Annotated in this window: 11 protein-coding genes and 1 pseudogene; 6 read left to right on the plus strand and 6 right to left on the minus strand. The window is 74.0% G+C overall.

The window, feature by feature from the left end; all coding sequences use genetic code 11:
• A pseudogene (locus AB0G02_RS13665) lies at positions 1–330 on the plus strand (hypothetical protein); the annotation flags it as partial.
• Positions 331–347: 17 nt separating this feature from the next.
• Here AB0G02_RS13665 and AB0G02_RS13670 read toward each other — a convergent pair.
• The 4 genes from AB0G02_RS13670 to AB0G02_RS13685 all read right to left on the minus strand — a co-directional run bounded on the left by AB0G02_RS13670 (position 348) and on the right by AB0G02_RS13685 (position 5,715).
• The gene (locus tag AB0G02_RS13670) at positions 348–788 is read right to left on the minus strand and encodes an Imm1 family immunity protein (protein ID WP_360793472.1); all 441 of its coding nucleotides are present in this window, start codon (positions 786–788) and stop codon (positions 348–350) included.
• Positions 789–1,152: 364 nt separating this feature from the next.
• A complete protein-coding gene (locus AB0G02_RS13675; RefSeq protein WP_360793474.1) occupies positions 1,153–2,238 on the minus strand; it encodes a glycosyltransferase family 1 protein in 1,086 nt (361 codons plus the stop codon).
• A complete protein-coding gene (locus AB0G02_RS13680) occupies positions 2,231–4,723 on the minus strand; it encodes a glycosyltransferase (protein ID WP_360793476.1) in 2,493 nt (830 codons plus the stop codon). Before AB0G02_RS13680 ends, AB0G02_RS13675 begins: the two co-directional genes overlap by 8 nt.
• 77 nt (positions 4,724–4,800) lie before the next feature.
• Positions 4,801–5,715 (minus strand): glycosyltransferase family 2 protein, encoded by a 915-nt coding sequence (locus AB0G02_RS13685; RefSeq protein WP_360793490.1) that lies wholly within the window; start codon positions 5,713–5,715, stop codon positions 4,801–4,803.
• Positions 5,716–5,741: 26 nt separating this feature from the next.
• On the opposite strand from AB0G02_RS13685, the gene AB0G02_RS13690 reads away from it, so the two are divergent.
• The 4 genes from AB0G02_RS13690 to AB0G02_RS13705 all read left to right on the plus strand — a co-directional run bounded on the left by AB0G02_RS13690 (position 5,742) and on the right by AB0G02_RS13705 (position 9,356).
• Positions 5,742–6,776, plus strand: coding sequence for a glycosyltransferase family 1 protein (locus AB0G02_RS13690; protein WP_360793478.1), 1,035 nt, complete (start codon positions 5,742–5,744; stop codon positions 6,774–6,776).
• Positions 6,777–6,855: 79 nt separating this feature from the next.
• Positions 6,856–7,983 (plus strand): glycosyltransferase family 1 protein, encoded by a 1,128-nt coding sequence (locus tag AB0G02_RS13695; RefSeq protein ID WP_360793492.1) that lies wholly within the window; start codon positions 6,856–6,858, stop codon positions 7,981–7,983.
• A gap of 67 nt (positions 7,984–8,050) precedes the next feature.
• Complete coding sequence (locus AB0G02_RS13700) at positions 8,051–8,494, plus strand: DUF4396 domain-containing protein (RefSeq protein WP_360793480.1); 444 nt, start codon at positions 8,051–8,053, stop codon at positions 8,492–8,494.
• A gap of 10 nt (positions 8,495–8,504) precedes the next feature.
• The gene (locus AB0G02_RS13705) at positions 8,505–9,356 is read left to right on the plus strand and encodes a glycosyltransferase family 2 protein (protein ID WP_360793482.1); all 852 of its coding nucleotides are present in this window, start codon (positions 8,505–8,507) and stop codon (positions 9,354–9,356) included.
• Between the two features lie 60 nt (positions 9,357–9,416).
• On the opposite strand, the gene AB0G02_RS13710 is transcribed toward AB0G02_RS13705, so the two are convergent.
• Together AB0G02_RS13710 and AB0G02_RS13715 are read right to left on the minus strand one after the other, a co-directional pair.
• Positions 9,417–10,301 carry a DNA-3-methyladenine glycosylase 2 family protein gene (locus tag AB0G02_RS13710; protein ID WP_360793484.1) on the minus strand — a complete coding sequence of 295 codons (885 nt, stop codon included), beginning with the start codon at positions 10,299–10,301 and terminating at the stop codon, positions 9,417–9,419.
• Positions 10,302–10,404: 103 nt separating this feature from the next.
• Positions 10,405–11,481, minus strand: coding sequence for an NDP-sugar synthase (locus AB0G02_RS13715; RefSeq protein ID WP_360793486.1), 1,077 nt, complete (start codon positions 11,479–11,481; stop codon positions 10,405–10,407).
• Positions 11,482–11,638: 157 nt separating this feature from the next.
• On the opposite strand from AB0G02_RS13715, the gene AB0G02_RS13720 reads away from it, so the two are divergent.
• The gene (locus tag AB0G02_RS13720; RefSeq protein WP_360793488.1) at positions 11,639–12,022 is read left to right on the plus strand and encodes a hypothetical protein; all 384 of its coding nucleotides are present in this window, start codon (positions 11,639–11,641) and stop codon (positions 12,020–12,022) included.
• Positions 12,023–12,153 lie beyond the last annotated feature (131 nt).

The following is a 12,153-nucleotide window of genomic DNA, read 5'->3' on the forward strand; positions in this document are numbered from 1 at the left end:
GTGCCGCTCAGGCCGCCGGACAAGGCGGCGGAGCCGGAGGTGCCGATGGACGAGTACGCCGCGCGGACCCGTCCGGACGGGCTGCCGGCGGACCGGTGGCTGCGGACCCACGTGCGGGCCGGGGGACGGGTCGAGGGCATCGCGTGGTGCTCGTCCACGGTGCAGGCGACGCCCGCGCGGTGGCGGGAGTGGACCGGGCTGCCGTTCGACCGGGACGGGCCGGTGGTCGTGCCCGGTGCGCTGACCCCGGTGCTCGTGTCGACGTCGCACAACGTAGCCGTGTACGTGGAGCCCAACGTCTGGGTGTCCCACCCCGTGCCGCCGCGGTAGACGGCCGCGCGGGTCGGTCAGGCGGGCTGCCAGGTGACGTGCGCCGGGCGTTCGGCGGTGGCCAGGAAGTCCTTGAGCGCGGCGGCCAGCACCTCGACCGGGACGCCCGCGCCGGCCGGGTAGTCGACGTACTCGGACCGGTACTCGGGGGACGCCGGGTCGCCCCGCAGGGTCGAGTAGTCGTGGTCCGGGTCGGCGTGGGTGAGGTAGCCGAAACCCTGGTGGACGGCGGCGGCGACGTCGTGGTCCGGGATCCTGGTGGTGCCCGGCGCACCCAGCAGGCCTTCGGTGTCGACGATCAACTCCCGGGCCTGGTGCTCGATCACGGCGGGGCCCGCGCCGGGCTCGGCCAGGCGGCGCAGGAGGGTGTCGACGTCCTCCGGCGTGCCGACGGTCATCTCGTCGGCGGCGTCGGCGTCGTTCTCGTCGATGATCGGCCACACAGCCGTGAAGCTCATGGCCGGCATCATCGCAGTGGACGCGGGGAGTGACCACCGGAGGGGTCGGTTGCGCCGTTGGGGTGGAGTCGGATTGTCGCACTGGTCTTGCGCTCGACCGGTGCGGGAACCTTTCCGCCATGTCCGCGCTCGGGCGTTCCCCTGAAGTGACCGCGCCTCGTCCTGAGGGCGAGCGGCAGCGGTTCCTGCGTCGCGTCTGTGCCGTGACGGGATCACGGCAGATCTCGTGGAGTGTCCTCAAGCCCGCCCAGGTCGACCGGCAACCGGGCCACTCGTAGCCCGCGCCCGGTCGGACGCGGAGCGGTCGCCGGGCAGCCCTCGGCGGACGTCCCGCGCCTGCCCGGTCCTCGACGCGGTCGGGCGGTCACCGATCCGCGGCACGCCGGTAGGCCGTGAGCGTCTTCTCCGCCGTCCTGCGCCACGTGAACTCCGCCGCGTGGGTCCGCCGCGCCGCCTGGTCGGCGGCGCGGGGCGGGGCTTCCACCGCGTCGAACATGGCCGTCGCCAACGCCTCCACGTCACCGACCGGCACGTGCGTCGCGTACCCGCCGGCCACCTCGCGCAACGCCGGGACGTCCGTGCACACGACCGGGACGTTGCACGCCAACGCTTCCAGCACCGGCAGCCCGAAGCCCTCGTCGCGCGACGGCAGCACCAGCGCCGCCGCGCCCGCCACGACGCTCCTCAGGTCCACGTCGGTGAGGTAGCCGGTCCGCACGACGCGGTCGTCCGCGCTGACCGCGTGCGGTCCCGCCAGCACCAGCGGCGGCAACGACGGGCGCGAGGCGTGCGCGGTGAGCAACGTGCCGAGACCCTTGCGCGGCCCGCCCGCGCCGACGAACAGCAGGTACTCCGACGGCAGACCCAGCCGGGCGCGCAGCGCGGACGACGGCGGACGGGCCGCGAACCACGCCGGGTCTACGCCCAGCGGCGTCACCACGATCTTCGACTCCGGCACCGACAGCCGTTCCATCACGACCTCGGCCACCGCGCGGGTGGGCGTGCAGACGACGTCGGCCCGGGTGGCCGACTGCTGCACCAGCTCGGGCAGCCGGCGGTCCGACGGCGGCAGGTCGCCGGGCGTGTCCAGGAACGCGAGGTCGTGGATGGTGGTCACGCCGCCGGCCCGGATCGCGGGCGGCAGGATGAAGTTCGTCGCGTGCATGACGTCGGTCGGCCCGGCCAGGAACTCCACCGGGGGGAACGGCATCCGCAGCCAGAACTGCCGCAGCAGCCGCGCCGACACCGGCAGCCCACGCGCGATCACGTCGTGCGGCAGCACGGTCCGCAGCGCCCGCCACCCGCGCAGCGTGAACGCGACCGCCCGGACGTCGACCTCGTCCAGCATCGACGCCAGCTCCTCGGCCAACGCCGCCGTGTACCGGCCGATCCCGGTCCGCTGCCCGAGCAGCGGGGTGCCGTCGATCAGCACCCGCAGCGGCCTAGCCACGGCCGCGCAACTTCTTCAGCACCCGGCCGGTCGCCCGGCGGGCCAGCTCACCCGGACCACCGGCGTCGAGGTACTCCTTGACCAGCGCCACGTCCCGCCGCACCTTCTCCCGCCGCCCCAGGGGCCGGTTGGCCACCATGAACGACGAGCCGGGCAGCCGGTCGGCGGCCGGCCGCGGGTTGCGGCAGAACGCGGCCAGCGGCGCGAGCACGTTCTCCCAGGTGAACCGCTCCCGCACGACCGCGATCCGCTCCACGCAGCCGGCGGCGAAGTCGGCGTCGTACAGGACCTTGTCGAGCGCGTCGGCCAGCGCGTCCGGGTCCTCCGCCGGCACCACCACGCCGAGGCGCTCGCGGCGCACCAGGTCGGCGAACGAGTCGCCGTCCGTGGTCACGATCGGCAGCCCGGCCCACAGGTAGTCCAGCACCCTCGTCCGGAACGCGAACGTGGTCTCCACGTGCTCGTAGTGCGTGGTCACGCCCGCGTCCGCGTCGAGCAGCCAGTTCTGCCGGTCGTGGTAGGGCACCCACGTCTCGTTGAAGAACACGTGCCCGCCGACGAGGTCGAGCCGCTTGGCCAGCGCGCGGGTCTGCCCGGCGATGTCCATGTCCGGCACCTCGGGGTTGGGGTGCTTCATGCCGAGGAACACCAGCCGCACGTCCGACCGGCGGGTGCGCAGCCGGTCCACCGCGTGCAGCAGGGTCAGCGGGTCGAACCAGCTGTACACACCGCCCGCCCACAGCAGGACCTTGTCCGAGCTGTCGAGGCCCAGCGTCGAGCGCAGCCCCGGCCCGGTGCGCTGCGGCGGCTTGCCCGGCAGCCCGAACGGCGCCTCGGCCAGCAGCGAGCGCACGGTCGGGTCGTTGTCGTACAGGGTGGGGGTGAGCCTGCCCAGCGCGGTCAGGTGGCCGAGCCAGAAGTGCCGCTGCCGCTCCGAGGCGCACAGGAAGAAGTCGCCGCGCGCCAGCTGGTTGTTGATCACCCTGGTGACGCCGCGCAGGTCGAGCTCACGCTGCTCGTCGGTGTCGTCCTTGCCCTGTTCCAGCAGCTCCAGGTGCATCGGGTCGTAGATGTCGCAGACCACGACCTTGGTGGAGGTCGGCTTCTTCAGCTCCGGCAGGAACTCCAGCACGTGCCCCTGGAGCACGACCACGTCGGCCCACTCGACCTGCGCGGGCAGGTCGCGCCGCGCGACCTTGAGCACCGGGAACGACGACTCGGGCGGCGCGCACAGCGGGTTGACCGTGACCAGCCGGACGTCGTGCTCGCCGGACAGCACGTCGGCCATGTTCCAGGCCCGGATCGCGGGGCCGGCCATCCGGTCGGAGATGGCGTCACCGGTGATGACCAGCACCCGGCGCGGCCGGCCGAACACCTCCTGCAACCCGAACACCTCGACCAGCACGTCGTGCGCGGCCAGGTAGCGGGGCAGCGGGTAGGCCGGTTCCATCGCCTTGCGCATCAGCGGCACGAGGTCGGCGTCGGACACCCGGCGCGCGGCCTGCTCGGCCTGGCGCGACTCGGCCAGCGACGGCAGCAGCTCGACGAACTGGTCGATCGCGAGGAACCCGGCCAGCGCCTGCCGCGGCACCGGCACGGGCGCGCGGTCGTCGGCCGGGTCGTCGGGGCGGCGGGTGATCTCCAGCTGGGTGGCGTCGATCTCGCCGCGGGCGGTGGCCCGGCGGACCACCAGGGCCAGCGCGGCGGGCAGCACCTTGGCCAGCGTGTCGTCGGAGAAGTTCTTGTAGAGCGCGGCGAGGGCGTTGCGCTCCAACAGGTACAGCTCACGGCTCGTGTCCACGGAGGACATGGAGGCGTGGTGCTTGTGGAAGGTCAGGGACGTGGGCGCGTAGCGGACCCGCCAGCCGCGCAGGTTCATCCGCCAGCCGAGGTCGACGTCCTCGTAGAACATGAAGAACCGCTCGTCGAACCCGCCCAGCTCGCGGAACACCGCGGTCCGCGCCACGAGCGCCGAGCCGGTGCCGAACAGCACGTCGCGCGGGGTGTCGTGGGTGCCGCCGTCCGGCGTGCCCGCGTGCCGCTTGTAGCCCATGCCGAACCAGGTGAGGCCGCCGTCGACGAAGTCGACCTCCCGGCCGTCCCAGTCGAGGACCTTGCTCGCGACCGCGCCGACGGTGGGCTCCTCGCGCAGCACCCGCACCGCCTCGCGCAACCACTGCGGGTGGGGGCGGGCGTCGTTGTTGAGGAACGCGACCACCGACCCGCGGGCGCCGCGCACGCCCAGGTTGCAGCCCCCCGCGAAGCCCAGGTTGTCCGGCGCCTCGACCACCTCCGCGCGCGGCGCGGCGGCCCGGATGCGGTCCGCGCTGCCGTCGCCCGAGGCGTTGTCGACCACGATGACCTGGAGTTTGTCCTCCGGGTAGTCCAGGTCGGCGGACAACGCGCGCAGGCAGGTGATGGTGTCGTCGGCGCCGCGGTAGTTGACCACGACCACCGACACGTCAGGCAGGGTCCCTTGCTCCACGGGCTAACTCTGCCTCATCACGCTCCGCAGCGGGCGGTGAAGGTGCCTTAGGCGCCGCCCGCCGGCCCGGCCCTGAGCTACCGGCCGGCCCACTCCCGCCACACCGCGCGCCTGGTCACGGTGGCCCGCCGGCCGATCCGGGACCGGTCGACCAGCGTGGCCGGCAGCCTCACGAGCACCTCCAGCAGCACCCGCAGGCGCAGCGGGACGCGGAAGTTCGCCGCGTCCGGCACCGCGCGGCGGACCGGCAGCAGGGCGGTGATCGCGGTGAACCTGGCCAGCTCGCGCAACGCCGTGCCCGGCGGCGCGCAGCGCAGGAGGGTCAGCAGCCGGTTGCGCTCGTTCCAGCGGTGGAACAGCGGCGAGCCGGGGTTGGTGCTCGCGCCGTGCCGGTGGTGGACCCGGGCCGGGCCGACGGACAGCACCCGGTGGCCGGCCAGCCGCAGCCGCCACGCCGTGTCGGTGTCCTCGTAGTAGCAGAAGAACCCGGCCGGGACGCCGCCCACGCGCTCCAGCGCGTCCCTGCGCAGCAGCGCCGCGCCGCCGCAGAAGCCGAACACCTCCCGGCCGGCGAGGACCAGGTCGGCGCCGTGCCCGTCGGCGGTGAGCCGGACGCCGACCGACTGGGTCGAGCCGTCGGCCAGCAGCATGGACGGCGACGCGGCGGCGGCGTCCGGGGTGGCGTCGAGGGCGTCCTCGAGGGCGGCCAACCAGCCGTCGTCGGGCACCGCGTCGTCGTTCAGCCAGGCCACGTACGTCGTGGTGATCCCCGGCAACGCCGCCGCCAGGCCACCGGCGTAACCGCGGTTCACCGGCAGGCGCAGCGTCTCCGGGCGGCTCGGGTGGGCCGCGATCAGCTCGGCCGTGCCGTCGTCGGAGGCGTTGTCCACCACGAGCGTCCGATGTGGACGCTGGCGGGCGAGCGCGTCGAGGCACGCGGTGATGTGCTCGCGGCCGCGCCACGTCACCACGACCACCGTCGTGCTGGGGATCGACACGGCGTGAGACGGTACGCGACGTGCCCGACCTCGTTGTGCTGACCGAGCAGTTGCTGGCGCCGGTGCCCGGCGGCACCGGCCGGTACACCCGCGAGCTGGCCGCCGCCCTGGCCGCCACCGCGCCACCCGGCTGGACCGTGACGGGTGCGGTGAGCAGGCACGCGGACGTGTCGGCGGCCGTCGTACCCGGTGTGCGCGGCCCCAAGGTGCTCCCGCTGCCCCGACGTGCGCTGATCGCGGCGTGGGAGCGGGGCGTGCCGTACTGGCCGGGCGGTGACTCGGTGCACGCGTGCACGCCGTTCGCGCCGCCGCGCGGGCGGGTGGTGGTGACCGTGCACGACACCGTGCCGTGGACCCACCCGTCGACGTTGACGGCCCGCGGCGTGGCGTGGCACCGGCGGGTGATCAGCCGTGCCGCGGCGCGGGCGGCCGGGATCGTGGTGCCGACCTCGGTGGTGGCCGAGGAGCTGCGGCGGCACGCGCCCGGCCCCGCCCCCGTCCACGTGGTGGGCAACGGCGTCACGGCGTTCCCGGCGGAGGAGCCGGTGGACGTGCCGCCCCGGTACGTGCTGGCGATCGGCACGATCGAGCCGCGCAAGGGGTTCGACCTGCTGGTGTCCGCGACCGCCGAGCTGGGCGTGCCGCTGGTCGTGGTCGGGGCGCAGGGCTGGGGCGGGGTGGACCTGCGCGCACCCCACGTGCACCTGCCGGGGCGGTTGAGCGACGCCCGGCTGGCGTTCGTCCTGCGCCGGGCGGCGGTGCTGGCCGCGCCGAGCCTGGCCGAGGGGTTCGGGCTGCCCGTGGTGGAGGCGATGGCGGCCGGGGTGCCGGTGGTCCACTCGGACGCGCCGGCGCTGGTCGAGGTGGCGGGCGGCGCGGGCCTGACGGCGGCGCGCGGCGACCGTGCGGCCCTGGTCACAGCACTGCGCTCGGCGTTGTCCGATTCGTCACTCGTTGACCGTCTCGTCACCGCGGGACGTCGTCGAGCCGAGGCGTTCACCTGGGAAAACGCCGCGCGGTCGGTGTGGGACATCCACCTGGGGCTGATTCGTTAATGAACCGTTTGCGGCAATCCCGGTCAACCTCCCGGTCGCCCGCCGTACCCTTCACCGCGTGTCACCCGTCGAACCCAGCGTGCTGATCGACGCCACCGCCGTCCCAGCCGACCGGGGTGGCGTCGGGCGGTACGTGGACTCCCTGGTGGCCGCGCTGGACGCGGACGGTGCCCGGCTCAGCGTCGTGTGCCAACCCCGCGACGCGGCGCTCTACACGTCCCTGGCGCCCGGCTCGCGGGTCGTCCCGGCGGCGGAGGCGGTGGCGACCAGGACCGCCCGGTTGACGTGGGAGCAGACGTCCCTGCCGCGGCTGGCGAACCGGCTCGGCGTGTCCGTCGTGCACTCGCCGCACTACACCGTGCCGCTGGCCAGCCGCGCGGCCTCGGTGGTCACGCTGCACGACGCGACCTTCTTCACCGACGCGGTGCTGCACTCGTCGGTCAAGGCCCGCTTCTTCCGGGCCTGGACCAGGGCTTCGCTGCGCCGGGCGGCGCTGTGCATCGTGCCGTCGCGGGCGACCGCGGACGAGCTGGCCCGGGTCGCGGGCGCGGACCGGCGGCTGCTGCACATCGCGCAGCACGGCGTGGAAACCGAGCGGTTCCACCCGCCGACGCCCGAGGAGGTGGCCGAGGTCCGGCGGATGCTGTCGTTGGGCGACGCGCCCTACGTCGCCTTCCTCGGCGCCCTCGAACCGCGCAAGAACGTCCCGGCGCTCATCCGCGGCTTCGCGCAGGCCTGCCGGGACCGGCCGAACCCGCCCGCGCTCGTGCTGGCCGGTCAGCCCGGCTGGGACGGCCAGGTGGAACGGGCGCTGGACGCCGTGCCGCACCGGGTCCGCGTGATCCGGGCGGGCTACCTGCCGTTCCCGTCGCTGGCCGGGTTCCTCGGCGGCGCGGAGCTGGTGGCCTACCCCTCGCTCGGCGAGGGCTTCGGCCTGCCGGTGCTGGAGGCGATGGCGTGCGGCGCGGCCGTGCTGACCACCCGGCGGTTGAGCCTGCCCGAGGTGGGCGGCGACGCGGTGGCGTACTGCGGGGTCGGCGCGGGTGACATCGCGGCGGCCCTGGGCGAGCTGCTGGACGACCCGTCCCGGCGTGCCGAGCTGTCCTCGGCCGCGGTGGTGCGGGCGAAGGACTTCTCCTGGTCCACGTCGGCCGCCCGTCACCGGCTGGCCTACGAACGCGCGGCCCGCTCGCAGCGCAGGCGCTGAGGACACCTTCCGGTCGAGTGTGCTTCCCCTTGCTTTTTGGATACCCCCTGGGGGTATAGTTCCGGGCATGAGGACATCCTGGTCAACGGCCGTTTCCGCGACGCTGCACTGCCTCACCGGCTGCGCCATCGGGGAGGTGCTCGGCATGGTCGTCGGGACCGCGCTCGGCCTGCCCGGCTGGGGCACCGTCGTGCTGGCCATCGCGCTGGCGTTCTTCTTCGGCTACGCGCTGACCCTGCGCGGCGTGCTGAAGACCGGTCTCGGCTTCGCCGCGGCGCTGAAGGTGGCGCTGGCCGCGGACACCGTGTCCATCGCGGTGATGGAGGTCGTCGACAACGCGGTCATGGTGGTGGTGCCCGGCGCGATGGACGCGGGCCTGTCGAACCCGCTGTTCTGGGGCGCGCTGGTGATCTCGCTGGTGGTGGCGTTCGTGCTGACCGTGCCCGTCAACCGGTGGCTCATCGCGCGCGGCAAGGGGCACGCCGTCGTGCACCACGCGCACCACCACTAGGGTGGCCGCCGTGACGCGTTACGGAGACGAGCTGGCGGTGGTGACCGTCACCTACTCGCCCGGTGAGACCCTCGACACCTTCCTGTCCACGCTGTCCGCCGCGACCACCCGACCGGTGTCGGTGGTGCTGGCGGACAACGGGTCCACCGACGGCGTGCCCGAGCGGGCCGCCGCCGAGCACCCGCACGTCACGTTCGTGCCGACCGGGGGCAACCTCGGCTACGGCGCGGGGGTGAACCGCGGGGTCGCGTCGCTGCCGGACTCCGTCGGGTGGGTCGTGATCGCCAACCCCGACCTGTCCTGGGGCGTGGGCAGCCTGGACGTGCTGCTGGAGGCGGCGAAGCGGTGGCCCCGGGGCGGCGCGTTCGGCCCGCTGATCCGCGAACCGTCCGGCGCGGTGTACCCGTCGGCGCGGCTGCTGCCGTCGTTGGGCCGCGGGGTGGGGCACGCGCTGTTCGCGGTCGTCTGGCCGTCGAACCCGTGGTCGCGCGACTACCGGCAGGCGGCGGCGTCACCGGAGGAGCGCACCGCCGGGTGGCTGTCCGGCTCGTGCCTGCTGATGCGGCGCGAGGCGTTCGACTCGGTCGACGGCTTCGACCCCCGCTACTTCATGTACTTCGAGGACGTGGACCTGGGCGACCGGCTCGGCCGGGCCGGGTGGCTGAACGTCTACGTGCCGGAGGCGGAGGTCGTGCACATCGGCGGCCACTCCACCCGGCGCGCGTCGGAGCGGATGCTCGCCGCGCACCACTCCAGCGCCTACCGCTACCTGGCCGACCGCCACCGGGGCCCGCTGTGGGCGCCGCTGATGCTGGCCGTGCGCGCGGGCCTGGCCCTGCGGCTGAAGATGATGACCCGCTGATCCCGCCCCGTCGACGACGGGTACGCCCTGTCGACGACGGGTCGACCGGGGGAGCGGTGATCACATGGCGCGGTAGTCGCGCGGCGAGAAGCGCGGACCCCGGCGGGGTTTCGTGACGCCCGAGGCGAGGACGTAGCGGACCGCGCGGTGGCGTTGGGGCGCGTAGGGGGCCAGCACTTCGGCCATGCCGTCGTCGTCGAGCGCCCCTCCCACCAGCGCCCAGCCGACGATGCCGGCCAGGTGGTAGTCACCGAAGCTGACCGCGTCCGGGTCGCCCCACGCCCGTTGCGCGACCTCCGCCGCCGTCCACACGCCGACGCCCGGCACCTTCCGCAGCAACGTGCGGCCTTCCTCGCCGCCCAGCTCGGCCGCGCGTTCCAGCCGGTGCGCGACCTGGGCCGCCGCGATCAGGGCACGGCGACGCCCGCCGTCGACCCCGGCCCGGTGCCACTCCCAGTCCGTGACGCCCAGGATCGCCCGCGGCGTCGGCGGGACGTACAGGCCGGCCGCACCGGGCGCGGGCGTACCGAACCGGCGGGTCAGCTCCCGGTACGACCGGAACGCCTCGATGCCGGTGACCTTCTGCTCCAGGATCGCGGGCAGCAGCGCGTCCCACACCCGTCCCGTCGCGCCCAGCCTGATCCCCGGACGTCGTCGCCGCGTCTGCTCCACCAGCGGGTGGTGGCACTCGAACGCCGAGTCGTCGTCGCCCGCGCCCAACAACGCCGGCAGCCCGTCGAGCAGCCACTCCGCGCCGTCACCCCACGCGTCCGCCTCCACCACGTCGGTGCGGCGGACGCGCAGGGTGCCCGGCCCGGCCGGCGTGTTGGCGGCCAGCCACACCCCGTCGCCGGTGCGGAACGTCGGATCGCCCGCACCCCGCCGCAACGGCATCAGCAGCGCGGCGAGGTCCACGGGGAACGTCGGCGTCCACGTCCTGCGCATCACGGCACACCACCTGGCTCACATCACCGGAACTTCACGTCACCGGAACCGCACGTCGTCCGGGCACGCCACCCGGCCGACGTCCACCCGTCATCATCCGCACTCACACGTCGGCGGAGAAGCGCACCCCGCCCTCGGGCAGCACGACGCCCGGCCACACCCGCGCGCCGTTGATCAGCTCGCACCGCGCGCCGACCACCGCGTTGTCACCGATCACCGCGTCCGACACCACCGCACCGGTCTGCACCAGCGAGTTCGCGCCGAGCACGCTGCGCTCCACGCGCGCGCCCTCCCCGACCACCGCGCCGTCGAACAGCACCGAGCCGTCCACCACCGCACCCGCGGCGACCGTGCAGCCCGTGCCGATCGTCGAGCCGCCCGTCACCACGGCGTCCGGGTCGACCGCCGCGCCTTCGAGGATCACCGCGTCACCCTGAAGTGTGAGCGCGGCCGTCGGCGCGACCCCGCGCACCAGGTCCGCCGAACCCTGCACGAACGCGGCCGGCGTGCCCAGGTCCAGCCAGTACGACGCGTCGACGTACCCCTGCACCCGCGCGCCCGCCGCCAGCAGGCCGGGGAACGTCTCCCGCTCCACCGACACCGGTCGACCAGCGGGGATGTCCTCGATCACCTCGCGGCGGAACACGTAGCAGCCCGCGTTGATCTGGTTCGTCGGCGGGTTCTCGGTCTTCTCCAGGAACGCCGTGACGCGGCCGTCGCCGTCGGTCGGGACGCAGCCGAACCGGCGCGGGTCGTCCACCCGGACCAGGTGCAGCGTCACGTCGGCCTCGGCCTCGCGGTGCGTGCGGACCGCGGCCCGCAGGTCGACGCCCGACAGGATGTCGCCGTTGAACACGAGCACGTCGCGTTCGCGCAGCTTGTGGGCGACGTTGCGGATCGCGCCCGCCGTGTCCAGCGGCACGTCCTCGACCACGTACTCCAGCTCCAGGCCGAGCGCCGCCCCGTCACCGAAGTGCTCCTGGAACACCTCGGCCTTGTAGGACGTGCCCAGCACGACGTGGGTGATACCGGCTTCCCTGATCCGCGACAGCAGATGGGTGAGGAACGGCACCCCAGCGGTCGGCAGCATGGGCTTGGGCGCGGACAGGGTCAGCGGCCGGAGTCGGGTTCCCTTGCCCCCGACCAGAACCACCGCCTCGGCGCCTTGCAGCTCCGACATGCCGTTTTTCCTCCTCGGCTTACTTCCACCCGTGGTTTGCGAATACTCTGGCACGAGCACTCCGGCGGCACGGGCGGTGGTCCATGTCGGGGAGCGCCACCGATCGGCACGCCGGCGTTCCCCCAGCCGGCCCAAGGCACACGCAGGAGAGATCCGGATGGACCCCCGCGCTCGGGCCGACGCGGCGCTCGCCCGTGCTCGTGCACGTGGCATCCACGTCGTGACGCCGGACAACATGACGTCGCCCATGGACTCGTCGTCGACCCAGCAGATCCCGCGAGCCATGGTCAACGCGGTCGACCCGCGGGCCGACGACCCGGACTCGACCATGGTGCTGGCCGCGCACGTCGCCGCAGGTCGGCCCGCGCCGCCTCCGCCGCCACCGGCTCCCGAGCCCGAACCGGAGCTGCGCGTGGCCCCCGGCCCCGTGCCGACGGTCCAACAGGTGCCCACCGCGCGCCCGAGCCTGTCCCAACGCCTGTCCGGCGGCCAGGACCAACGCCCCTCAGGCCTGTCCCAACGCCTGAACGGCGACGCCTGACCCCCACCTCCCGCGAGAGTCCTACCTCCACACCGCGAGAGTCCTACGTCCAGACCGCGAGAGTCCTACGTCCACGACACCTGAGTTCAACGCTCAAGACGACCAGCGTTAGGCGTGAGCGTTGAACTCGG

The sequence above is a fragment of the Actinosynnema sp. NPDC023658 genome, from assembly GCF_040639995.1.
In the GTDB taxonomy this organism is placed as follows: Bacteria; Actinomycetota; Actinomycetes; order Mycobacteriales; family Pseudonocardiaceae; genus Actinosynnema.